General features: G+C 59.8%; 20 protein-coding genes and 1 pseudogene. 16 read left to right on the forward strand and 5 right to left on the reverse strand.

All coding sequences use genetic code 11. From position 1 onward, the window contains the following. Positions 1–295 precede the first annotated feature (295 nt). From VR71_RS11305 to VR71_RS11355, 10 genes are all read left to right on the forward strand, one after another. Positions 296–988, forward strand: coding sequence for a hypothetical protein (locus VR71_RS11305; RefSeq protein WP_296430234.1), 693 nt, complete (start codon positions 296–298; stop codon positions 986–988). 89 nt (positions 989–1077) lie between these two features. Further along, positions 1078–3900, forward strand: a complete 2823-nt coding sequence (locus VR71_RS11310; RefSeq protein ID WP_296430236.1) for a DEAD/DEAH box helicase — start codon at positions 1078–1080, stop codon at positions 3898–3900. Positions 3901–4098: 198 nt separating this feature from the next. Further along, positions 4099–4695 carry a DUF6088 family protein gene (locus VR71_RS11315; protein ID WP_045683946.1) on the forward strand — a complete coding sequence of 199 codons (597 nt, stop codon included), beginning with the start codon at positions 4099–4101 and terminating at the stop codon, positions 4693–4695. Beyond that, the gene (locus VR71_RS11320) at positions 4692–5717 is read left to right on the forward strand and encodes a nucleotidyl transferase AbiEii/AbiGii toxin family protein (protein WP_045683948.1); all 1026 of its coding nucleotides are present in this window, start codon (positions 4692–4694) and stop codon (positions 5715–5717) included. The genes VR71_RS11315 and VR71_RS11320 overlap by 4 nt, the downstream gene beginning before the upstream one ends. 34 nt (positions 5718–5751) lie before the next feature. Continuing rightward, on the forward strand, positions 5752–6072 hold the full coding sequence (locus VR71_RS11325) for a hypothetical protein (protein WP_045683950.1): 321 nt from the start codon (positions 5752–5754) through the stop codon (positions 6070–6072). 1066 nt (positions 6073–7138) lie between these two features. After that, the gene (locus tag VR71_RS11335) at positions 7139–7477 is read left to right on the forward strand and encodes a DUF736 family protein (RefSeq protein ID WP_045683953.1); all 339 of its coding nucleotides are present in this window, start codon (positions 7139–7141) and stop codon (positions 7475–7477) included. 631 nt (positions 7478–8108) lie between these two features. After that, positions 8109–8285 (forward strand): hypothetical protein, encoded by a 177-nt coding sequence (locus VR71_RS11340; protein WP_296430237.1) that lies wholly within the window; start codon positions 8109–8111, stop codon positions 8283–8285. A 411-nt stretch (positions 8286–8696) separates the two neighbouring features. Continuing rightward, the gene (locus tag VR71_RS11345; RefSeq protein WP_045683957.1) at positions 8697–9317 is read left to right on the forward strand and encodes a helix-turn-helix domain-containing protein; all 621 of its coding nucleotides are present in this window, start codon (positions 8697–8699) and stop codon (positions 9315–9317) included. Continuing rightward, entirely contained in the window at positions 9310–11226 is a 1917-nt protein-coding gene (locus VR71_RS11350; RefSeq protein WP_045683959.1) for a relaxase/mobilization nuclease domain-containing protein, read from the forward strand. Before VR71_RS11345 ends, VR71_RS11350 begins: the two co-directional genes overlap by 8 nt. Positions 11227–11242: 16 nt before the next feature. After that, the gene (locus tag VR71_RS11355; RefSeq protein WP_045684241.1) at positions 11243–13156 is read left to right on the forward strand and encodes a type IV secretory system conjugative DNA transfer family protein; all 1914 of its coding nucleotides are present in this window, start codon (positions 11243–11245) and stop codon (positions 13154–13156) included. Positions 13157–13174: 18 nt separating this feature from the next. Here the strand turns inward: VR71_RS11355 and VR71_RS11360 are convergent, their stop codons facing one another. Next, complete coding sequence (locus VR71_RS11360; RefSeq protein ID WP_045683962.1) at positions 13175–14596, reverse strand: DUF2235 domain-containing protein; 1422 nt, start codon at positions 14594–14596, stop codon at positions 13175–13177. 174 nt (positions 14597–14770) lie between these two features. Here VR71_RS11360 and VR71_RS11365 point away from each other — a divergent pair. The 6 genes and pseudogenes from VR71_RS11365 to VR71_RS11390 all read left to right on the forward strand — a co-directional run. Further along, positions 14771–15025 (forward strand): annotated as a pseudogene (locus VR71_RS11365) (WGR domain-containing protein); the annotation flags it as partial. A 193-nt stretch (positions 15026–15218) separates the two neighbouring features. Continuing rightward, entirely contained in the window at positions 15219–16454 is a 1236-nt protein-coding gene (locus VR71_RS11370; RefSeq protein WP_296430239.1) for a nucleotidyltransferase, read from the forward strand. After that, positions 16454–18172 (forward strand): ThiF family adenylyltransferase, encoded by a 1719-nt coding sequence (locus tag VR71_RS11375; RefSeq protein ID WP_045683966.1) that lies wholly within the window; start codon positions 16454–16456, stop codon positions 18170–18172. Before VR71_RS11370 ends, VR71_RS11375 begins: the two co-directional genes overlap by 1 nt. Continuing rightward, on the forward strand, positions 18162–18674 hold the full coding sequence (locus tag VR71_RS11380; protein WP_296430240.1) for a Mov34/MPN/PAD-1 family protein: 513 nt from the start codon (positions 18162–18164) through the stop codon (positions 18672–18674). Before VR71_RS11375 ends, VR71_RS11380 begins: the two co-directional genes overlap by 11 nt. A gap of 91 nt (positions 18675–18765) precedes the next feature. Beyond that, complete coding sequence (locus tag VR71_RS11385; RefSeq protein WP_296430242.1) at positions 18766–19893, forward strand: SAVED domain-containing protein; 1128 nt, start codon at positions 18766–18768, stop codon at positions 19891–19893. Positions 19894–20020: 127 nt separating this feature from the next. Further along, positions 20021–20839 carry a nucleotidyltransferase gene (locus VR71_RS11390; protein ID WP_296430244.1) on the forward strand — a complete coding sequence of 273 codons (819 nt, stop codon included), beginning with the start codon at positions 20021–20023 and terminating at the stop codon, positions 20837–20839. On the opposite strand, the gene VR71_RS11395 is transcribed toward VR71_RS11390, so the two are convergent. Genes VR71_RS11395 through VR71_RS11410 form a run of 4 tightly spaced genes read right to left on the reverse strand, consistent with a single transcriptional unit; the run spans position 20821 to position 24648 of the window. Next, positions 20821–21804, reverse strand: a complete 984-nt coding sequence (locus VR71_RS11395; protein WP_045683968.1) for an ATPase, T2SS/T4P/T4SS family — start codon at positions 21802–21804, stop codon at positions 20821–20823. The two genes, VR71_RS11390 and VR71_RS11395, sit on opposite strands and share 19 nt — an antisense overlap. After that, positions 21801–23225, reverse strand: coding sequence for a TrbI/VirB10 family protein (locus VR71_RS11400; protein WP_045683970.1), 1425 nt, complete (start codon positions 23223–23225; stop codon positions 21801–21803). Before VR71_RS11400 ends, VR71_RS11395 begins: the two co-directional genes overlap by 4 nt. Before the next feature lie 2 nt (positions 23226–23227). After that, positions 23228–23962, reverse strand: a complete 735-nt coding sequence (locus VR71_RS11405; RefSeq protein ID WP_045683973.1) for a TrbG/VirB9 family P-type conjugative transfer protein — start codon at positions 23960–23962, stop codon at positions 23228–23230. 5 nt (positions 23963–23967) lie between these two features. After that, entirely contained in the window at positions 23968–24648 is a 681-nt protein-coding gene (locus VR71_RS11410) for a virB8 family protein (protein ID WP_045683975.1), read from the reverse strand. Between the last annotated feature and the right edge of the window lie 9 nt (positions 24649–24657).

Genomic DNA, 24657 nt, shown 5'->3' on the forward strand with positions numbered 1-24657 from the left:
GTGAAACGAGCCGCCAAGGCGGATCCGAGCGCGCTCTGCAGGCAGCTCGTCAGGCCATTTCCGAACTCGGACCGGACGCAAATCGCCAAGCGCTGCTGATGCGCGCCGATGCAATCTGGAGGCTCTCAAGTAGCGTCAAATCCTGAGGCGTGGTGCCTGTGGATATATTGTAATTAAGGGTACAAAAGTGTCCCCAAATGCCCTGAATCCGCAGAATCTGATTAATTAGGGCACAGTGACAGCTGTGCTTCAGCGGACCCGGGATGAGATCACCGCCATGACCCTTATGGCCAAGATGCATCAATCCGCCCGATGCGTGTCGCCGCATGACTTCCAGTATTGTTCGGCCTGCGTGGAGAAAACGCCCGATTTGGTACTTCGGCATTGGCGCTTTGCGTGGTCGATGACCTGCGAGGTCTGTGGACAGACCCTCGCAACGAAGCGGCTAACCGAAGCCGTATCAGACCGGCTTCTTGCGCGCGCTGCTCGCGGCGCGCAAGCTTTGAAAACGGCTGTCGCGACGAACGATCTCAGGCGGCTGCGCCGGATGGATTTGACCCTGCATGTCGTATCGATGCAGGACTTTGGCCGCTCAGCGTCCGTCATCTCCGCCAACGAGCGCGAAAGGTTGATGGCGCTCGCCGCAGTCGGTGTCGGCATGGCCCGTCCCTTGTTGGGGGCGGCCATCATCCTGCGAGGAAACGATCGGGCGGTCCGGGAATTGCGCCGCGCCTTTCCTCGGCATCGGCGGGTGATCGAGCGGATCCGTAGATTGTCGGAGAACCTTGATCGACGGCTTCCGGACCAACCTGAAGCAGTTCATGTGCCTAAGCAGGAAACACGTGAAACGAGCCGCCAAGGCGGATCCGAGCGCGCTCTGCAGGCAGCTCGTCAGGCCATTTCCGAACTCGGACCGGACGCAAATCGCCAAGCGCTGCTGATGCGCGCCGATGCAATCTGGAGGCTCTCAAGTAGCGTCAAATCCTGAGGCGTGGTGCCTGTGGATATATTGTAATTAAGGGTACAAAAGTGTCCCCAAATGCCCTGAATCCGCAGAATCTGATTAATTAGGGCACAGTGACACCCGCGGCGACCAATCATCTACGCCGCTTTGCGCGCGAGCAATTTGGACGTGGGCGCGGCGTCTTGTGGGCCTCGCAGATCAAGGGGCTGGAGCGACTAACGGATGGAAATGCCTTCGCTCTCTGCACCCCAACGGGCTCAGGTAAGACCATGGTTGCCAATCTCGCACTCGTCAAAGAGCTGCTACTTGCGCCTCCCGAACCCGGAGCGCCAGGTCGGCTCGCCCTCTACCTCGTACCGTCGCGCGCCTTGGCAGGCGAGGTCGAAGCGAAACTCAGCTCCGAATTCCGAGGCGAGAACGTCGTGATCACTGGTCTCTACGGAGGGACGGACTGGGGTATCACCGATAACTGGCTAACGACGGAAACGCCCACGGTTCTCATCGCCACCGTCGAAAAAGCCGAGGCGCTGATGCGCTATGTTGGCAGGCTGCTAATTGATCGTCTAGCTTTGCTCATCATTGACGAGGCGCATCAGGTGGTCGTGGCGGGGACGCCCAAGACAATGCGCGACCTGGCGGCACACGGCGATCGATCCATTCGACTTGAAAGCTTGGTATCTCGTATCCTAGTGCTCAAGCCAAACATTGCGCGGATCGCGCTGACTGCGGTTGCCGGCGGCGCGGCACCGCCAGTATCGCGATGGATTGAGGGCGATGATGCCGCTGTACCAGTTGGTCTCGGCTATCGAAGCAGTCGTCAGCTGGTCGGGGTGCTGGAATGCCGCCCCAAACAGTCCCCTTTCATCACTTTGGAACTGAATAACGGGCAGCCACTCTATGTTCGAGGTCGCGATGCGCCCGTGTTCCTTGCGCTCGGCATGCCGCCGATGCCTGACCCGCCAGCGGGCGTTAAGAACAGCCTGCATCATTATGTGCAGATCCACACGCTGTGGACGGCGCTGCATCTCGCCCCGAGCGGCCGGCGCATACTGGTGTCAGTTACTCAGGGTCCAGATCGCATAATGCGTCGCTATGCCGAGGCATTTGATCTGCCAGGTTGGTCTGCAATCGCCCCCTTTACGCCGAAAACTGAAAACGCGCGGCGGCTCTTCGATGAGGCGCGCGCGGCCTGTGTCGACTATTGTGGCGAGGGGTCAAGCGAAGTCCGCCTACTTGATCGCGGCATCGCCTCTAGCCATGGTCAAATGCCGCAACGGCTTCGGCGCTTAATGGTTGAACTGATTGATAAGCAGGTGTGTCCGATCACGGTCGCCACCGCGACATTGACCGAAGGGGTCAACCTACCTTTCGATCTTATCATTCTTCCGAGCCTAGAGCGTATCGTTGAATTCGGCACTAATGGCGCGCCAGTAACCGACATCATTCCTACCTCCGAATTCCGCAACCTCGCTGGGCGCGCAGGACGGCCCGGGGCGGCGGAAGCGATGGAAGGCCTTACTCTGGTCTGCGTGCGAATGGCGAACAGCGCGACGGCGGCCAGTAAACAAGACGAACAGCGTAGGCAACGTGACGCTTATGTCGCAAACCTCAACCGGATGCTCCATCTACTGGCGCTCGAGGAGTCGGCCGATCTCGTGGTCTATGCACCGCTGCAGACATTGCTGGCGTCTATTTGGACAAAATTGCGGGATCACCTCGGACTGCGAACCGTGGCCGACCTACACAACTTCCTTGAGCAGACGATGCCGGAGGAGGTCGGGACTGATCTTGGCGTCGGTTCGCCAGCACTGCTCGACATGTTAGGTGACAGTCTTGACGAACTCGATGGCGTGATCATCGCTGCCGTCGACGAAATCGAGAAGCTGGAAGGCTTGCCCCCAGCTTTGCTTGAAGCCGCCTTGAGCCGTGTGTGGAAGCGGACCTTCACACGATACTCAAGTGCCGTGGAGGGTTGGATGGAGGCAGCCTTCATCAAGCGCGGTCAGGCGGTGGTCGAACGTCTTTATCCGGACCCGTTTCAGCGGCGAACCCTCTATCAAATCGGCTTCACACCCTATGTCGGTCGCCAGTTCCAGCAGGTGTCGCCTCAGATCAACGCTGTCCTCAAGGAAGCAGCCGATTATGGTCGGCGAACTCCGGAGGCGCGCTTTGCGATTTTCTGGCAGATCGGGGAGTTGGTGCGAACCGGTCGAGGGTTCGGGTTTACTTCACGTGGCGCGACTGAAGCCGCGCTAATCGCACGATGGCACGAAATCGCTGGCTGGTGGTTGCAACGCGAAGGTGCTCCGCCGCCACCGCCGGTGGAGTTGAGACGATGGCAGGGGTTCGTCGCGAACAATCTGGAATTTCGTCTCGGTGTGGCGGTGGGTGCTGCCGTCGCAGAAGCGTGGAATGCGGGTGCGGACGAACTTGAGGTGCCGAGTCTAGACACTTGGCGGGCGACTAGCGGTTTGCCGTGGATCGGTTTCTGGTTCCGCGAACTTTTGCGTTGGGGAACATTGGATCCGTTTGTCGCCTTTTCGCTCGCCCAGGGGATTGTCGGAACACGGGACGAAGGTGCAGCACGACGTGTGGATTATGACTTATGGCTAGTTCAACGAGGTAAGCCGATATCCGATGAGGACTTGATCGACCCGCAGCTCTTTCTCGAATGGTACAGGTCATTGCCTAAGCCGGATCGAGTCGTGGTAGCGCCTAGGACAGTGGGTGCAAGCTTTACCGAAGTGGAAGGGAAACTAAGTCGGTATGCGGTTCGACCATTGCCTACTCCTGATGGCATTATCTGGCTGGATCCCGCAGGCTTTCAGATCGCTCGGAGCGCCTCGGTGCCTGGCGAATCTGACATAGACTTGTCGAGACGGGACTATGAACTGGTAAACGATGGCTCCGGCGTCCGGATCGTTCGAACTTATTAAGTGAAATTATATGTCAAAAATGCCAGTTTCGGCCGTGCCGCGAGAACCCAATTGGTCATGATTTCCCCTCGCCATTGATCTCCTCGTTTTGCCTCAGAGCTTCGGAGAATGTGTCCTAATGGTTCGATCTGACCCAAGGAAGCTTCAGCTTGAAAACTGTCAGAAACTAAGCTACATATCTGACACTTGGAGGCGAACATGCGAACCATATCTCAAGCGATCAAGGCCTATGCTGAAGCGCTGCCGGAGGGTGCGACCCTGTCGGCGCGGGAGTTGTTGCACCTCGGAGAGCGTGCTGCGGTCGATCAGGCGCTGTCTCGGTTGGTGCGGCGTGGGGAGCTTCTGCGTGTGAGGAGAGGATTGTTCGCCTTGCCCATGAAAACCCGCTTCGGGAGCCGGGCGCCCTCGGTTGAGGCCGTGGTTGAGCACATTGCGAAATCAACCGGTGAGCGCGTGTCGCAAAGCGGAGCGTCGGCAGCGAACTTGCTCGGCATCTCGACGCAGAACCCATCCCGTCAAGTTTTTTGGACTTCCGGGCCGAGCCGTCATCTGAAGCTCGGCGCGCAAAGCGTCGAGCTTAAACATGTGCCGAGCTGGCAGCTTCGTGCGCCCAACAGCCGTGCCGGGCACGCCTTTCGGGCGCTCGCCTATTTCGGCAAGTCTGAAGCTGCCCGGGCTTTGAGGCGTATCAAGGCGACGTTGAACGAAGAGGAGAAGCGCGAGCTTCTGAGCCTTCGAGCCTCTGCGCCTACTTGGATGGCCAAGGAACTTAGCGCGCTTGCGCCATCACAATGACAGGAAGCCAAACTTACTTTTCGCTGTCGCGTGAAGACAAGATCGACGCGCTGGAAGTGGCCGCCTCGAAATTGGGGCGGCCTGCAGACCTGTTGGAAAAGGACGTCTGGGTCGTCTGGGCTCTTAACGCCTTGTTCGACAGTGATCTCGGCGAACACCTGGTTTTCAAGGGCGGAACCTCGCTTTCGAAGGTCTACAAGGCTATCGACCGGTTCTCGGAAGATGTCGACCTGACATATGACATCCGGCAGATCATTCCCGATCTTATCAAGGATCCGGACGATCCGTATCCGCCAAGCCGCTCACAAGCTCAGAAATGGACCGAAGCTGTTCGAGGTCGCTTGGGCGAATGGGTGGGGTCAAAAGTTGCCCCCATGTTTTCGGACAAGGTCAAGGCAGTGGCGCTCCCCGCAGAAATCCGTGTGGAAGGTGACAAGATCTATCTGGACTACGACGCGGTGCGCAGCGGCAGCGGATATGTTCGATCCTCGGTCTTGTTGGAATTTGGTGCTAGGTCGACAGGCGAACCGGCGCAGCGTCACGAAGTGGTTTGTGACCTCTCAGGGGCGCTACCTGAAGTGTTTACGCCCGTCGCTACGCCTCGTGTGATGATGGCCGAACGGACGTTTTGGGAGAAAGCGACGGCTATCCATGCCTATTGCTTGCGAGGCGAGTTTCGAGGCGGCGACCGCTATGCGCGTCATTGGTACGATCTTGATCGACTGCAGGCAGTGGGTATTGCTGCACGGGCGCTGGAGGATAAGACGCTTGCGCAAGATGTTGCGAAGCACAAACAGCACTTTTTTCGCGAAACCGACCGTGCGGGCGCGACGATAAACTATGCCGACGCCATCTCAGGATCGCTTTGTCTGATCCCAGAAGGTGAGGCCTTGGAGGCGCTGGCCCAAGACTACCGGAAAATGCAGGAAGCGGGGCTGCTTCAGTCAGACGCCATCGCATTTGATGCCCTAATGGCTCGTCTGGGGGATCTTCAAGTTCAGGCCAACACGCGATCTGAATGAACGAGGCGGGTTTGGTGATGGGCGGGAATCCTTCATGACGACTAACAATGTCGCGCCGATTGAAGTCATCAAAGAGGCGCATCGAGCTTTGGCTGTTTTGCGGGCGCTCGAACGGGCACCGTGCTACCGAATGCATGAACTCGTCCTTCTGGATTGGCTCCGAGTAATCGCACTTGCTGCCACACGTGACGAACTCACTTCGACCGCCTGCTTGCTGGAGGCCTCCGGCTTGGTGCGGCTGGAGCAACACGACAAAAACCGGGTGCTCGAGCTGACTGAGCGCGGCCAAGATGTTGCGTTGGGTCGCGCTACTGCGGAGGGCGTGCTGCGGCCGGGGCCAGACTGCCCCTACTGATCCGTCTTTGATGCCTTATGCACTTGCGTTGTCCTTAGAGTGGAAGAGGTTGCGCAACTGCGGATAGGACCGGCTCAGTCTTTTGCCGCATGTCGGACATACAACGGCAAAGGCCTACCTCGAAGCACGGAGGTCGGCTGAATCTCCATCATCAGTTCACTCAGTTTTCTTCGCGGCAAACCGAGCGTTTCAGGCGATGGTTAGGTTTTGATGATCATGGCCCCTCCTGCCCTTTGGTCAGGACCGCGCCCTACTCGGTCGGCTGCGCGCAGCCGACCTCCCCGAGTTGAAACGCTGCCTCTCCCTGCGACGTGCTGCTGGCCGGGCAGTCTCCTCCGGAGCCATCCCGACCAGCCGCCGCATGGTCGTGGCAACGCTGCATCTCGGCCATTCGGTAACGGTCGCTGGGACGGGCGGGTGGCCTCAATGGTCTCGTCCACCGCGCCTCAGCCGGTGTTAGTCCTCGCTTTGCCGGACATGCTGTTCTGCCATCATTGACCGCAAAGGAGTTTCGACGACCGCCGGATCGCTCTGGCCAAAGCCGGCAGAGGGCCGGTGATCGACGCGATGCAAGAAATCGCAAAGGATTCGGCTGCCGAAGAGCGGTCGTTCGAAATCGGGATGACCCGCGCCCGGTGCAGATGCCCCGGTGGTCTGCTTGAAATCGCTCTGCCAGATGGCACCGCACTCAACCAGCTTGCTACGTATGAGAGAGGTCGCGAAACGTTAGGCAAGGCTCGGCAAAGCGCGAACCCGTCCGGCTGCGGCTTGGGGTGAGAGGGCTGAAAAGACATCGCCCCCGGTCGTTCCATCGGCAGTTCACCCAGTTCCCAGTTGCGGCCATCGCACTTCTCCCGATGTGTTGCTTTGCATGACATGCTGGTCGCAGCTGTCGTCCCGTCCACAAAGGTTGTCGCCGATCTTTTTCCCCTGACCCTGCGGGTCATTCCTCGCGCGCCAAAAAGACCGGCGCCTGCCCCTCTCCGCTCCGCTTCGCCTTCGGTGTGGCCGGGCCTTGGCCAGCTGCAAGGTGACCATCATTGCAACGCAAACAAGGAGAAGAGCAATGACCACGAACTGCATCAAATTCACCAGCGCCGACATCGAAACTGCCAAGGGCGTCGGCTCCATCTCGACCCTGACCTTCGACCTCGACATCACGGTCGAACCCGTCGCGAGCACCAACCCGATGGCCCCCACGCACCGCGTCCTCGGCCGCTCCCCGCGCGGCAAGCTGGTCGAGTGCGGCGGCATCTGGAAGAAGCAGAACAAGGAGACCGGCGCCGACTACTACACACTGACCATCCGCGATCACAGCTTCAACGCCAACCTTGGCAAGGCCGCGAACCAGGACGATCTGTCCCTGCAGGCCGTTATCCCCTGGGGTCCGAAAGACGCCGCCTAAACCAAAGGCCAGACCGCTCCGGCGGTCTGGCTTTTTCTCGTTTCGAGAAGCGACAGAGGTTCGGGTCCGAAACCCGTGTCCGAAGCATGCGGCATAGTTCGGACGCGGACGCAGAGGCGGGTTGTCAGACGGGATATTGTCGCAGGTGCGGCTCTGATCTTTCTGTTCAGTGACAACGTGCATCGCGCGAACCCGAGTGGGAACCGACTGTCCGCAGGGAGAAATGGCAGTCCGCCGACCGAGGCCAAGCGCATCCCTTTTCTCAGTCGAGCAACACGCGCCTGGGTCGTGTTGGCGAAGCTACCAGGGCACCGAACTCACCCTGCGCCGCGAGGGTCGAAGTCGCAGATGAACGTCATGCGTCTGGAGGGCACTGTCTCGCGCCCGTGTCACCGTCTCGCGCCTTTCCGTCGACCTGTTGGCCTCTCAGATCGCTAGCCCGGGGTCGAGCGGTCGGCAACGCCGGGGGCAGGTTTCTGGACGGCTGGCGCCTTGAGCGCTGCGGGGCATCGCTCACAACAAACCTGCCCCCGGCGTGCTCCATTCCGCCCCGTGCCGAGTGCAGCCCGCTCTCATGCCCCCGGTCTTTTCCACGATCCGTCCAACGACGATTGTTGGGCCGGATCACATCATGATACTCGAACAATCCATCGACCTCGCTGAACTGCAAGCCGACATGGCCTTCGATGCCTACCTCGCCGCCTTCGATGAAGACGCCCATCCAGAGACCCTCGACAGCCTCGAGACTGAGGCGCTGATCGCCCGCAGCCGCTACGACGACCTGCGCAATCAGGGACTGGGTCACTGACCCAGACACCCCTGCGGGTCTTCGGATCCGCAGGGGTCTGACACCGTCTCTCAGAAGCTTCGTGACGCCCTAAACGGGTGTGGCCCGCGCCATCCCGCGCGGGCCGTTTTCGTGTTCCTGGCGCCCGATCCGTGGCCGGCTCGGGCGCTCGATTTGCCTGTCATCACGTGCTGCCTGGGTGCAAGTTTAGGCAGCTTTATCTACCTAGTTGTCGCGCATCGATGCGGACTGAGCTGTTCCACGCCGGGCTGCGAAGGGGCTTTCATAGCGCTGCCAGGACTCGCAAAAACACACATCATGCAAAACGTAATATTGCGCAATGTGATGTATTGAAGTATAAGCGAAGGAGAGAAGGAAGATGTTGGCAGGATATAGCCAATGTTTGCACATTTTGTCCGAGGGGTCTGACCCGTGCCGAGGCCAGCAAAAAACCTGAAGCTTGAAGAGCGCATCGAAGTGGCGCGGCGATTTGCGGCGGGTGAAAGCGCAAAGGAGCTTTCGGCGGCGTTCGGCATATCCTCGCGCCACGTGAACCGGCTCGCGAAAGAAGAGGCGGGCGAGGGCATCGCGGTGCGCGATCCAAGCGAGACGGTGGCCTTTCGAGCCAGCCGATCGGAGCTGGAAGCCTTCGATGCGGAGTGGCGCGCGCGGGGCTATGCCAACCGATCCCAGGCACTCAATGCGGTGCTGCGCGGACGGTGTGGGTTCCTTGATGTGCCCCGCGATTTGGTGGCTGAATTCTGCGCCGCATGGCGTCAGGCGAAGGATGTGAGCGACGCCGGACTGGTGCTTGCCAAGGCGGTGCATCGCGGTCGGTTGGAGGTCTCGGAAGCGGACCGCGCGGTGCTTATCAAACTGCTCGATCTGGCCCAGTCCATGAGCCGTGAGATGGGCCGGATGAAGGATGCGGCGAAGGTCTTGCGCGCTCAGGAGTGGCCGAAAAAGGAAGAAGGGCAGGGGGCGGATGGCGCGGTTCTGGAGGATGACCCGCGCGCGATTGCGGTCGGCCTGAGGCTGGTGCGCAATGGCTGATCCGCTCGCCCTCTACGCTTCCGTCATGGGGCGGCTCTGGGAGGATGAGCGCATCCGCGGCCAGGCCGCGGCGCGGATCGACGCGCGGCTGGCGGGGCGTCGACAGGGGCGGAGTTTCGCGCGCGTCGGATCCATGTCGGCGCGCAACGCGCTGAAGGCGGCCTCGGGCCAGAGCCGCGCGGCGGTGTTCAAACGGATCCGAGCAGGTGGCTGCAAGACGCGTGCCTCGCTCGGGGCGCAGATCTCTTACATCAACGACAAGGCGGTCTACACCTACTCGACGATGACCAATACGCTGACCGATGCGGCGGTGCTCTCTGAGGAGCAGAAAGAAAACATCATCGAGGACTGGGCCGGGACCTGGCGCGGCTCGACCAAGCTCGGTTTCACCTCGCACATGCTGCTCTCGTTCCCAACCGATGTGACGGTCGACCAGGTGCGCGACATCGCCATGGACTGGACGGAGCATTTCTTCGAGAGCGGCGAATACGGCGATCAGTGGGACTATGTGCTCGCCGTCCATGACGACCGCGCACACAAGCACGCCCACATCATCCTGAACAACCGAGGCATGGAAAACGGCACCTGGTTCTCCTGCTGGGCCAAGGGCGTGATGTCGCCGCAGCTCATGCGCGAGAAGCAGGCCGAGATCGCGGAAGGCTACGGCGTGATGCTTGACGCCACGACCCGGCTCGAGCGTGGCATCTTCGAAAAGCCCGCCGGGATCGAGGAGATCTACCGCGCCAAGGAAGAGGCCCGCCTGCCGCGCGAGATCGTCATGACGGCCCAGGAATCGGCCATCGCGCAGGCCCAGGTGGTGGGCTTCGCCAAGGACTACAAGAACCTCGCCGACCTGCTGGACCGGATGGACCAGCGGCACCTGGCTCGTGCCGTGCGCGGCATGGCGGATGGCCTTGGCTCGGGCACACCGTGGAATTTCACCGAAAGGACGATAGACATGAAGGACATCAAGACCGTCGGTGACGCGATCGACTATTCCGAGCGTACGATTGAGGCGCTCAGGATCAAGGCTGAGGAACTGGACCCGGCCGAGCGCGCCGCTTTTGAAGCCAAGGCCGCGCCGATCATCGCGGACCTCTCGCAGATGGTGCCGGACCCGGACCTGCGCGCGCGCTTTAGCAAGCAGCTCGAGAAACCTTATCCGCCGGGGGCGGGCAGCGAGGTTCTGATCGCTGCGCTGCAGTCCGGCAATGACGAGGGGTTGCGCGACGTCCTCGAAAGCGCCGAGGAAGCCGGCATGGACAGGGAGGAACTGGTGGCCCGGATCGCGTCGGGTGGCACGCGGAACTACGGTATGGCGCAGGACTGGGTTGAGCGGGACATGAACGCGGTACTGGCGAAGGATGGCCTGAGCATCGGGACCGCCAATGACGAGCAGCTCGATGCCGCGCTGGAAAAGGTCGACGGCGTGATGGACGCGCTGATGGAACGGGCCAAGGAACTGGGCGTCGAGATCGGCCGGACCCTCGCGGATGAGGAGGAGGCGACATTGCCGCTCATCGACGAGGATGACCGGACGCCCAATCCCTACCTGCAGGACCTCGCCGACATGTTGCGCGATGGCAAGCTCACCGAGGAACAGGAAGAGACGGTCGAGCGGACCCTGCACTCCGAGCTCTTCAAGGAATTGGGTGAGGAGGGCTTGGCTGAACTCCGGCGCGGCAACTACGAGGTGCTGGACGCGGCACTGCCGAGCAAGCTCGACCAGATCACCGTCACGCAGGAGTTCCTCGAAATGACGTTTGAGGAAACGGGCGACCAGGTGTTCACAGATCGCGCCGCCGGGTTGCAGCAGGACAAGGCGACCGAGGTGGCGCGGCTGCGCGGTCAGCAAGAGGCGCAGGAGCTGGGTCGCGACCGCGGTCTCGATGACGAGATGGAATTCTAAAGGGGAGATGACCACCATGACCAAGACACTTCCCCTCTGGGCCGCACTTCTCTTCGGTGTGATCTGCGGTTCCGTCATCGGCACCATCGTTGCCGCCTTCTACCTGACCCTGGCCTTGAAAACCGGCTTTGGCAGTTTCGATATGCTCGCGCTCTGGAAGGCGAGTGCGGCGACACGCGCAGCGCACCCCGAGGCCTTCAAGGTCGGGTTTGGCGCTGCCGGCTTCGGGGCGATCGGCCTCGGCGCTCTGGCTCTGGCCTGGACCTGGAAGAAGGAGCGCGATGATTACGGCTCAGCCCACTGGCAGACCAAGGTGGAGCTGAAAAAGAACGACATGCTGCAGGCCCCCGGCAAGGGTTTCGTCTGCGGCAAGCTTGGCGCGCCGCAGACGAAAGCCGAGTTTATATCCTCGACCACCATCCCGCATGTGATGATGGTGGCACCCACCCGCGCCGGGAAAGGCGTTGGCTTCGTCATCCCGAACCTCCTGAGCTTCGCGGGCTCGGTCGTGGTGCTCGACGTGAAAGGCGAGAACTTCGAGAAGACCGCGCGGCTCCGAGCGCTCAACGGTGACGAGGTCTATCGCTTCAGTCCCTTTGACTGGGCCAATGCCACGCATCGCTACAACCCGCTTGCCCGGATCGCCAAGGCCCCGAGCTTCGCGCAGCGCTTCACCGAGGTCTCGATCCTTGCCGACCTCTTTCTCGACAAGGACAACAAGACGCTCGACACCTTCTCCGAGGCCGGCAAGTCGATTTTCGTCGCGGCCTGTCTGCTGGCGATCCAGCGCGGCACCCCGAACCTTGGCGCGGTCAACCAGATCGTCGCCGGGGGTGAGTACAAGAATGCTCAATACAAGACCTATGCCGACGAGGCCGAGGAAGACATCCTGCGCGAGCTCTGGACCAACGCGGCCTCAGCCTCGTCGCGGCTCCTGACCTCGAATATTCAGGCGCTGATGACGGCCGGTCTCAAGCAATGGGACAACCCCGCAGTGCGCTCGGCCACGAAAGACAGCGACTTCGATTTCTCGACCTTCCGGAAAACCCCGCAGTCGCTCTACATCGCGGTCTCCGAGGATCACATCGCGACCCTGGCGCCGCTCCTGCGCCTGATGTTCGCCGATCTCATCGCCTCAATCCGCCTGAACGAACCTGGCCCGGATGAGCCCTGGCCGGTCATGATGATGATCGACGAATTCCAGCAGATGGGGGCGATGCCCTATCTCGAACGCGCGATCCACTCGCTGGCAAGCTATGGCGGCCGCGTCGCGATGATCGCGCAGTCGCTGGCTTCGCTCGACCGGATCTACGGGCCCGAAGGCCGGGAGAGCCTCGAGAACGGGGCAGGGCTCAAGCTCTACATCACCCCACGGGACCAGCGCACGGTGAAGGAGGTCTCCGCCGCCGTCGGCAGTACTACCCGCGAGGCGGTGACCCGGATGTATGGCCGCAACAAGGGCTTCCTTGGCGCTACCTCGACTTCGGCGCGTCTGGAAGAGCGCCCGCTGCTTTCCGAGACCGAAGCGCGTCTGATGGATCCCGACGAGGTGATTATCCTCGCCTCGCCCCAGCACCCGATCAAGGCGAGCCGGATCAAGTATTATGATGATCCCTTTTTCAAGGACATGTTGGCCCGCCAGGAGGGCAAGCCGTTCCCCTATCCGCCGAGCGTGCAGGGTGTAGGGCCTTGGGGTGGCGATGCTGGTAACGAGATCGGCGCAGAGGAGCCGGCGAATCCAGCCGAACGCGCGCCTGTCCGGGATCGTTCGCAACGCCGGGAAGCACGCGCGATGAGCGTCATGGCGATGGAGGCTGGGCGCGGGCAACCTGAACCAGAGACGCTCGAGCGGGAGGCAGCGGTGCCGAAGGAATGGGAGGTGGCGCTCGACCGGCAGGAGGATTTCATCGAGGAGTTGTTGGGCGGGTGAGCGCCGTCGATTAGTCCCCTATTCGTCGTAGTAGAATTTCAAGTCGCGTCGCTCTTTCAACTGGGCAGGTCGGTAGGGCTTGACCTCGCCACACTGGGCGACGGCCTTGGCTCGCATGCGCTCTTCGACTGAAAGATGGAGTGGGAAGTCGTCGCCAACTGCTCGAATTCCCTTCTTCCAGCGGATGCGGAGGGGTCCAAATGCTACCATCGCGTCTTCGCGGTGCTGCAAACCCAGAGGGTCAGGGGCGCGGTTCAAGACGTTCTCGTTGATCTGGATTGACGGCACGCAGTCTTTCAATTCGTCGACCATCCAATCGAGGGCGATATCGCTTAGGCGGGACTCTGCCTCGGGATAGCTTCCGCCAATGTCGCTATGGCAGCCCGGGAACCAGACCTGCTTCAGCCACTTCGGCTCTCGATCTTTGGTCTCAATCGCGGCCGCCTTGGATGCCCATCCGACCCTTGGAAAGTCAGTACGGTCCTCGTCGATCGCCATGGCGTGACGGGCGTGTTGGACATCGGGATCCAACCACTTGTCGTAGTTGCGCTTGTTCCACGCCGCGAAGTGACCCGTTTTGAGGATCTGCGGCCAATCCGTTGGGCGCCAGAGCTTCAGTTTGCGCTCGGGATCGTCCGAGAAATATTTGAAGTTGTCGAGCAACAGGGAACCAAGCTGCCAAAGAAGCGCAACTAGTAGGACGCCGAGTGGAACAGCCAAAAGCCAAGACCACCCGAAAGCAACGCTTGCGGCAAAAGCCGCTCCGACCCCGAAAGTGACGCCCCAGACCAAGGTGCGGACAACTGCCGTTCGCAGTGATGCCACCGTGTCGAAGACCCCGATGAAGGTAGGCTGAACATTGCCTTGGTTGTCGTCACCTTCAAGGGGAGAGCTCGAATACTTCTTGCGGAATCGTTTGCCGAGCTCTTCGCGGTTCACAAAATATGGGTTCTGTGTCCGTGGTTTCCCGGCCCCGTGGTTATAGACGAACTTCACAGCGTCCTTGGCGATCTTGCGCAGGCCGGGCCCGTGACGCGGCACCGGAGAACCATCGGGCATCTGCGTTGGGACACCGCAAAGGTTCATGACATTGGCGAGTGCTCTGACCGTATAGGCTCCGCGAGAAAACCCAAACAGCAGCACGCGATCGCCGGGCTCGTAATGGGCGATGATCTGCTCGTAGCAATCGATGATGTTGTGGTCGATGCCGGTGCCGACGGCGCTTTCAAGGATCGGCTTGATCCGACCGAAAAAACCGCCACTTTCTCCCGTTCCCAAGCCAGGGTCGTAAAAGGCCACTTGGTCCTTCGGGCTAATTGGCGAATCTGGGCCGGGACGCATGGCTCGATACATCTTGTAAATGTTTGAGAGCCGTTGGTCCGGCCTGGCGCCGCCCATCTGGCCGGTTCCGTCCGAGAAGATGCAGATGCTTTTTACCATTTGTCGCCCTATCGAAGAACACGAAGCACAGTCAAAGTCCCGAACCCGCAGCAGTTCTGCCAAGTTGGGGGAGAGTTCAGTGAAGAGGTTTCATCTGAGTCTGGAAAAATTAGAACATAGTGGAAACACAGATGTCCACCTGATATTGTGGAACTTAAGAAAGAAGAGCCCAATATGTTGGATGCTGTGCAGCAAATGGAAGTGTTCCCGACGACAGTCGATCTCAAGCGGATCGACCCGTCTCTCAACATGCGGCGCTTCTATCGAATGAGCGTTCAGCCAGACCTGTTTGGCGGAGCATGCCTCGTGCGGGAGTGGGGCCGTATCGGGTTTCGAGGGCAGATGCTGATCGAACAGCACGCGGACGAGGGTAGAGCTGTCTCCGCGCTCATGAAGCTTATGGCGACCAAGACGCGGCGAGGGTATCGAGCTGCTGTGGATCAACGTGAGCAGTTGGTCTCGGGTGTGCCGCCATTGCCGCTAAACAAGACGAACGTAAAATCAAGAACATATGGACTGAGGGGTTATAGAAAATCTGCAAATACGGTTCCGCAAAAAGGTTGAAAAGTCGCGCCCAAAAGAACATCTTTAAGCTGAAGTCATTTGAGTTAGGAATTTGATGATGAACACGAGTTCGAACATAGGTTTTGGCTATAACGTAGCGATTGAAAAACTTGCTGAAGAATTGGCAGTGCCACAAGATCGCTTTGATCAAGCCGAAAGACGCTACAAGGACCTTGGCGAGTTTTTGCATCGCGATGAGTCCAAGGTTCGTGCTTATGATCCCGATGTCTATATCCAAGGCTCTTTCGCGCTCGGCACACCGATCAAGCCGACATCCAAGGACGAAGATTACGATCTCGACATCGTTGTCTCGTTCCGGTCGCTGACGAAAGCACAAATTTCCCAAGCAGATCTTCGCGCTCTTCTGCTGGCAGAGCTCCAGGCGTATCGCGATGCACGAGGGATCAAGAACGAGGTCGGTGAGTCTAGAAGGTGCTGTACCTTGATTTACGCCGATGGTGCGCAATTCCACATGGACGTATTGCCGGCAGTTCCAGACGAGGCAAAAATGCGTGCAGTCCTTTCTACCTACCTCGCGGATCAATCGCTCGCGGAAGGTGCGATCGCCATCACCGACAGCGACAAGGCTGAAACTTACCATGTGATCACGGATGAGTGGCGCACGAGCAATCCCAGAGGCTTTGCCGCATGGTTCAAGTCGAGGCAGATCGAACAACTGAATGAACGTCGCAGGGCATTCCTCGACGCCCAAGGCAAAGTGACAGCGAGTGTGGAAGACGTTCCGGTATTTCGGGTGCGAACGCCTCTTCAGTCATCCATCATGATCTTGAAGCGTCACAGGGATGAGTGGTTCGCGGAGCAGGATTCGGACCTGAAGGTTATTAGTGTGATCCTTACGACGCTCTCAACCCATGCTTATGCAGGCGAAGCAAGGGTATCGGATGCAATTGCCAAGATTCTGAGGGACATGCATCTCGCGATCAAAGAACGGAATGGGGTGTCATGGATCGCCAACCCGACTGACCCTTCAGAGAATTTTGCGGATAGGTGGGAAAAATTTCCCAAGCGCCGGGAATCATTCTTCAAGTGGCTGGAGGCTGCTCGAACGGATTTTGGTGCCGTTCAAAGGTTCAGCGACACAAATATGGTTCTAAACGAGCTCTCACGAAATCTTGGAAGCACCCTCGTTGAAGGTGCGCGCTCGAGGGTAGCGGCATCTGCGGGGTCACGTGCGGCATCCGTTGCTCCTGCCGCTGCAGCCGGGGCTTCTGCGCCCGGTCTCGTTTTTGGTGGTGAGGATCGGAGGCCGACGGAGCCAAAAGGTTTTGGTTGATGGACTTCACAGCCGGCGAAGCGCGGCTAATCCGTGAGTGTGAAGAGCTCGCTGTCATAGCAGCGGCATCAGATTGGCTGGAAGAACACCAATTCGGCAAAAACGCCGATGGCCTGCTGACCTGGTCGTTTGTTCTGCTCGCCGGGGAGCGTCGCATTCCATTGCGGCTGGTTTTCCCAGCACTTTTTCCAGATCTGCCACCATTTGTACTTCCAGCCGACAGCTCGGTCCGGCTATCCCAGCACCAGTATGGCGAGGGAGGCGAACTATGCCTTCAGTATAGACCGGATAACTGGCATCCCGACTGCAAGAGTGTGGATGTAGTAAGGAGTGCCAAAGCACTTCTTGAGGCAACCCCAAAGGACGATGCTTTCTCAGACGTGGAAAGCGCTCATCCAGCCGACTTACCTTCGCTGCTCTCGGGGTGCTCCCGGCGCTTCATGCTACCGCCTGACACCGCACGCCTTTTAAGGTTGCGCCTTGCCGGACACGCAACCGATATTCATATGACTTTGGAGCGCCGGGTTGGGGGTTCCGAAGTTCTTGTTGCTCGCATCGCGAGCATCGGGCTGGATTCTGGCTTACGGGTGCCGATTGATGGTGCGGGATTTGGGGGAAGGGTGGTCCCAGGGGTCCTATATCGATTGCCCGATATTCGACAATTTCCAGATCTGCATCCCGAAGAGCTCAAGGGGCTCTTGTACCAGTACCTGCCTTCTTGGCTCCGTAAATGGGTAGAAGACGCCGGCGACATGCTGGTTGTCATGTCAAATGGTAGGCGAGAGGTATTGCTGCGCGTTCGGCACAACGGAGCGAAACGAAAGATTGACCTGTTTCATACCTTTGAACCGCCGAAGGTTAGAGAACGCCGACTCCACGGGAAGATGTTTCGAGAATCTAGCATCTGCATCATTGGCGCAGGTTCGCTGGGATCAAAAGTGGCCGCCAGTCTTGCGCGCGAAGGCGTCGGTCATTTCATGTTGCTGGATAATGATGTCCTTTGGTCTGACAACTTAGTTCGGAACGAACTCGATGAAATGGATGTGGGGCATCACAAGGCAGTTTCTCTAAGGCACAGATTGTTGAGAATAAATCCGGTAGTGAAAGTCGGTGCCTTGGGTATGAGTCTGACGTCTCAATCCGCTGTCCAGCATATTGCTCAGTTGAGCGAGATCATCAGCACTTGTGATCTCGTCATAGATACGACGGCTGATAGCGGAGTGTTTCGAATGGCAGCGGCCATTTGCACGCAGAAGCGTAAACCTCTCGTTTGGGGACGAGTCTACGCGGGAGGACTCGGAGGACTGATAGCACGAAGTATCCCATCTGAAGATTCGCCGCCACTGACCGCTGCAACTCAATTACGAGCATGGTGCGACGAGAAAGGCATGGCACCGCCAGAGGGCCGCGAGCACAATTACGGGGTGCAAGGTGATGACGACGATGAGCCTCTTTTAGCTTCTGACGGCGATGTGGGTGTCATTGCCAACAGGCTGGCACGTCACGCCCTGGACGCTCTCGCAACCACAGAGATGAGAGTTCATCCGGAACCTGCCTATTTTATCGGGCTGCGCAAAGGTTGGATATTTGATCATCCCTTCGACACCCACCCAGTCATTTTCGCTCCTCACGAAGGATGGGAAAAGGGCAGCAAAAGTTGTGCAGAAGAGGGCGTTGAGCGCGTCATGACTCACCTGGGAGTACAAGATGACGCTTAGCCTCACAGTCCCGCGCTCGCAGCTTGCGAAACTGCAGATCCACCTTAAGCAAGGCGGCAACCGCGAGATCGGCGGGTGGTTGGTTGCAGAACAGACAGCTCCGGGAAAATTTGAACTCGTCGGTTTGACAGTCGATCTTGAGGCGGGGACACGAGATCGTTTCGATAGTGTACCTGAGCCGCACTCACAACAGATGGATCGGATCTTGCTGGAGAATAGTGGTCGTGCTGGACGGGTTGACTATCTTGGCGAGTGGCACTCGCACCCGACATTCCCACCAATACCTAGCGAGATCGACGTGGCGTCGATGACGGATATGGTCGAGAACAGCGGACCTTCGTTTGCGGCGTTGGTCATCGTCCGTCTAATGGCCAAGGCCTCGATTCAGGCTACTATCACCACATTTCAACGTGGCCAATTGCCCGAGGCCGGCCAGTTGGTAATTGCGGATGAAGTTTCGGCAGCTGGATTTGGCGAGGGTTGGCAATTGCCGGAGCATTAGCGTCATTCGATAGCCTGAAATCGGTCGGCTCCTTGTCTGACCAGCCAATCGAAACTCGCTGTGGCGGCACTATTCAAAATGGAGCAGAAAATTGTCTAGTTCATATATCCCAGCAAAGATACAGACCCAGTTATGGGCTTTGGCGGCGGGCCGATGTGAGTTTGCAGGATGCAACAAGCTCCTTGTCGGCGACCTGATCGCTGGCAAGGAAGACGGAAAGTTCGGTTTCATCGCGCATATTGTAGCAGATAGCGAGAATGGCCCGAGGGGTGATAAAGTCCGCTCGCCACTTCTCGCCCGTGATATCAGCAACCTGATGCTGATGTGTCCCATCCATCACAAGGAAATCGACGTAGATCACGTGGACGACTATCCGGAAGAAACGCTCGTGGCAATGAAGCGCGAGCACGAAGAGCGGATCGAGACTGTTACAGATATGGACGCTGACCGCGCAGCTCATGTGCTCCGTTTCGCGGCAACTATCGGCCAGATGGACTCGCTGGTTTCCACCAAAGCCATCTTTGCCGCCATGCCACCCGACAGACATCCGGCAGAGCGACGAACCATCGATATCGAGCTGAATTCCGAAATCAAGGATGATGAACCGGAGTTTTGGGGCATACAAAGCGCGCATCTGCATCGTCAGTTTCAACGCAAGGTGAAGGAGAGGATAGAGCAGAAGGAAATCCGTCAGCTGAGTGTGTTTGCGCTTGCTCCGCAGCCTCTTCTCATCGAGCTCGGTACATTGCTAGGTGATATTATGCCTGTATCTGTTCACCAAAAATATCGCGAGCCATCTACGTGGAAATGGCAACTCCATCAGCCGTCGATAAATTTCAAAATTGGCGAGTACTCTGGGCCAATGAACGTACCAGTCGCCCTTAAGCTGGCGCTCAGCGCGACCGTCGATGATCAGAGAATTCGCTCGGTTCTGGGCGATAACGTGGCAATCTGGTCGATCACGGCAGATGATCCTCATAACGACATCATGCGAAGACAGGACGATCTTGCAATCTATAAGACTCACCTTCGCAGGCTCTTTGATCGGATCAAGGCCCACCACGGCGAGGATGCGACTATCAACGTATTTCCTGTTCTTCCGTCTTCCGCGGCTGTCGAAACGGGTCGCTCACGAATGCCCAAAGCCGATCTGCCTTTGGTGATCTACGATCAAAAACCGGGGAAAGGATTCGAGCCAACGATCAAGATTAGCGCTTAGGCCATTGTAAATCACCGAGCGCAAACTTGTCATACCTTCGCGGGATTGGCCGCCTCTCTTCTACCCAGCCCTACCTTCGCCAGATCAGTAGACGACGGGCACCAGCACCCTATGGAGGTTTCATACAATGGAATTCCCTTTGGCGAATGCCAGGCCTGTTGATCAATTATTGGAAGACCTAGTTGAGGAGCTTCAGGTCCCGCCCGGTCGGTATGAACAGGCTGAGCGCAGTTACAAGTCGCTCGGCGAGTGGTTGCACCGGCCGGACTCGACTGTTCGGGATGACAGTCCCGACGTGTATGTGCAGGGTTCATTTCGGTTGGGGACTGCAATACGGCCCGCGTCAGACGAAGAAGACTATGACATCGATATGGTCTGCCGCCTCGATTACGAGAAGTCGGCACTGACCCAGGCAGAGCTGAAACGTTGCGTTGGCGTCGAAGTCAAAGCCTATGCCCGGCGTTATGGCATGAGCAAACCCGAAGACGGGCGCCGCTGCTGGACCCTAGTCTACGCTGACGGTGCACAGTTTCATATGGATATCCTGCCTGCGGTGCCCGATTTTGAGAAGCGGCGCTATCTGAGTGAAGCGGGCCCCGCGCTTGCCCGACTGGGGGCAACGGCGCTCGCGATCACAGACAAGGAACACGACGGCTTCCGGCAGGCTGGCGGCCGCTGGCCGCGCAGCAATCCCAAAGGCTATGCGCTCTGGTTTCGCGATCGGATGGGCCAGGCGTTCAGAAGTCGTGCTCTCGACGAGGCACGCAGGATGCAGGCCAGCGTTGAGGATGTTCCGGCATGGCGGGTGCGTAGGGACGGGAAACTTCTCTACTTAGCTCACCGTCCAAGAAGTCCGCTTCGGGTATTGCAAGGCAAGGCCAGCGTCGCGCTGTCGCAAACCGGCTCCGCGCCTCCGTGCTGGGGCTTTCAAGATCCCGGCAGATAAAATTCCGTGATCCCCCGCTTCCCCTCGGCCCGCCCGAGCTGGACGATCACATCGATGGACTTCCGGATGTATTCCCGCACCTCGGCGAAGGTCAGCGGAGTCCCCGCCTGCAGCACCATGATTGCCAACCGGTCGATGGCGAGTTCTGCGGTTTCGGCGTGGATCGTGGAGACCGACCCGCCGTGCCCGGTGTTGATCGCTTCGAGATAGGTCAGTGCCTCGGCCGCGCGCAGCTCGCCAACGATGATCCGGTCGGGGCGCATGCGGAGGGAGGCCTGCAGGAGAGCGTTGGCGCTGCGTTGTGAGCCAGCACCGCGGTCGGCCAGGAGGGCGACGGTGTTCGGCTGGCCGGGGAAGAGCTCGAAGGCGTCTTCGATGGTGATCAGCCGTTCGTGCTCGCCCACATTGGTCAGAAGGTGGCGGGCGAAGGTGGTCTTGCCGGTCGAGGTGCCGCCGCTGATCAGAACGTTGAGTCGCGCCTCAACCAGGGTCTGCAGCGCGGCCTCTAGGTTCTCTTCGGCGAGGCTGGCAATGTTTTTCATCTTCTCGGCGCGAAGTGCATCTAGCGAGACGGCCTTGCCGAAGAGATAAGCTGGGGCGTAGTCACGGACATTGCCCGAGGCGAAGAGGCGAATGGTGATCGAGGCCCCACGATCGATGGCGGGCGGCACGGCGACCTGGACCCGAAGGGGGCGGCCTGCATATTCCACCTTGCCGGAGACAAGCGGGTTCTTTTCAGAGACACGAGCTTGGGCATCGCCGACGATGGACTGGGCCATGTTGAGGGCGGTTGTCCGGTCCACGGTCTGGCCTTCGTGGCGCATGGTGGCGCCGCCCGCGACCTCGAGCCAGACCTTGCCGTCCGGATTGATTGCGATCTCGACCACATCGTCGCGCCTAAGGAGGTCACGAAACGGATCGAGATAACGCTCGAGGTAGGACGCGGGGCTTTCAGTGCGGGTCAATAGATCACCACGTCCCGGTCCACGAGCACGGTGACCGAGGCCCCCTGATCGACATAGATCGTCGGCGCGATCGAGACCTGATCGGCGATGACCGAGCCGACGGCGTCCTGAAGATCGTTGCCGACATCGCCCAGGACGATGCTGGTCGTCTCGTTGTTGGTGCTCTCGGCCGCGACCGTGGGCGCTGCTCCGATCACGGAAATCAACGCCGCTCCGCCGAAGCGCTCTGCGAACCTGGTGTTGACGAGGCCGGTAAGGCCCGAGCGGCCGAGGTGATCCCCGCCTACGGCGGCGATTTCCATGGAGGTGCCGTCCGGGGTCAGGACGCGGGTCCAGAGGATCAGGATGCGTTTCTGGTGCATGTCGATGCCGGAGCGGTATTGGCCAAAAAGGCGGGAGCCCCGGGGGATCAGGATTCGGTCCCCGGAGAAGGCCGGGACCGGCTCGGAGACCACGGCAACCACCGACCCGGGCAGGTCGCTGTTGATGGCGGTCTGCAGCGCAGCCTGGATAACCGAGCCTTGGGTCAGTGTGCGCTCGGGGTAAGCGAGACGAGCGGCCTCCTGCACTTCGAGCGGTCGCGCGCTTTGCAAGAACTGCTCATTGCCCGAGAGGACCGGTCCACTTGCGCCGGCGGCAGCAGGATCGGCCACCGCCGCGCCACTTTGGCCACCACGTGGACCATCGGCATAGACCACTGCGGGGGATTTGATCTGCGCGGTCAGAAGCTCCTCAGCGATGCGCTCGGCCTCGCGCTGGCGCTGTTCCTCTTCCTGGCGGCGGCGCTCTTCGAGCAGGCGTTGATCGGCGATCAGCCCTTCGCGGTCCAGTTCGGCCTCGAGACCCTCGCGCTGCGCCCGTTCGGCGTCGAGCATGGCCTGCAGACCCTGGATGCGGGTCTCGGTCTGGCGCTGCAGGTTGGCCAGCTCGACCTCCTTTGCCGCGAGCGTCGCCTCGAGTGCTGCCTTCTGCTCGTCGAAGGCGTCGCGCAGGTCCGCGACGGCGGACTGGATCTCCGAGTTGCGCGCGGCCTGGCTGGCGGCCAGCGCCTCGCGAAGCTTGGCGATCTCGGCCAGCACTTCGGCGCTTGCCTCCGGAGCAGGGGCGGCAGGCACGTCAAGCGCCTCCTCGACAGCGATCAGCGCGTCATTGACTTGGTTGTAGGTCTCGTCGGGTGGAAACTCCAACCGCTCGCCGGTGCCGGGGCGACGGTCCTGGAAGGTTTCGACATCGGAGGTCTCGAGCGCGCTGTCACTTGTCTGAAGGCCGGTCGCCAGAAAATACGCCACGCCGGCCCCGCCAAGGGCGAGGGCGGCGGCGAACGCGCCGACCCCGAGGCTGTTGCCCCGGCGTTTGGATTTGCCGCGCTGGCTGAATTGATCGAGGCGGTTTTGAAGGTCAGGAGGGGTTTGATCGGCCATGGTCAGTTGCTCACGTAGATCGCGCTCTCGTCGCGCGCCGCACAGATCGCCTCGTCGCCGATGCGCAGCGTCCAGTAGGTGTTCACCCCGAGCACGCGGACGGTATTGCCTGCCTGCGTCCAGTTCACGGTGCGCTCACGGCCCTGATCGTCGGCCTTGAAGAGGGCGGGCTGGCGGGCGTTTTCCGGAAAGACGAAATACGTATAGCGCCCGTCGTCATAGATATGGCTGGGGCGGAAATCGCCGATCCCCGAAACGCGGTAGTTGTAATTGCGTGGAGCTATGACGCCCTTTGGCTGAGTGGCACCTGCCCCGCGGCGCTCCTCGTCGGGGTATCGGAAGCGGACCTCGAAGAACTTGGCCGACCGGTTCGGGATCGAGCCTTCGCGCAAATGGAACGAATAGGTGCGGCGGTTGGTGATGACGGTCATGTTGGTCGAGGCCTGCGCCACATGCGGCTTGATCGTCAGCACGTTGCCAAGCTCGGGGATCGGATCGACCTGGAAGCTTTCGGTATCCCCGACGATTACCGCTATGAGTCGTTCCCCCGCCCCAAAATGGATCGTCGTCGAATGCCGAAGATCCGTCTCGATCCGGTAGACTTGGTTTTCATTATAGACGGCGGTGCGGATGCGGATGTCGAGCGGGCCGCCTTGCGGCGTGGCTTCGGCATTGGCGGCAACAGGCAGGGCAAGCGCTACAAGAATCTTGGTGAGGAGCGCGGGGAAGGGTTTCATCTTGATCAGTTCTCCAGGGTCTCGGCGTCGACGCGGTAGGAGGTCACCACGAAGCCCAAGGGGTTGGCCCAGACGTCCTGAAGGCGCTGGCGGGTTTCGGGTTGGAAGTCGTAGCCGACGGTCGCGACGTAAGACCGGGTCACGGTGCGGGTGTCGCGGGGACGGCGCAGCGTGCGGGTGAAGCGCACTTGGGCTACGCCGCGCTCGATCTGGTTCACCGACTTGATCACCACCTCGATCTTGGCGTCTCGGCCATAGACGGTGATCGGGTAATCCTCGTTGGTGGAGGACCAGAGATCGCGCAGCGTGCGGGCGGCATCGCCGTCGGATCGCTCGAGCACCGAGTTGATCCGTTGCTCGCCATCGGTCAGGTCATAGGTTTCACGGTCATCGACATAGGCCACAAGATTGGCCTGGATAATGGCGTCACTTTCCGAGAGCGTCAGGGCTTGCACGGCGGTAACCCGGTCCATCTCGCCGGTTTCCTTGTCGACCACGACCACGAAGGTCTCGGTCGTCTTGAGCGGAAAGAGGCTGGCGCCCGCGACCATCCCGGCGACACCAACCAGCACGCCTGCGGCCGCGACGAACCAGGCGAAACGCTCGCGCCGTCTTGGCCCGTAGATGAAATCCGCTTCAAACGCGTCGCGGTCAGGCACGTAGAAACTGGTCGCAAGCTTTTTCAAAGTCGTCGT

Source organism: Roseovarius sp. BRH_c41, assembly GCF_000961715.1.
Taxonomy (GTDB): domain Bacteria; phylum Pseudomonadota; class Alphaproteobacteria; order Rhodobacterales; family Rhodobacteraceae; genus Roseovarius.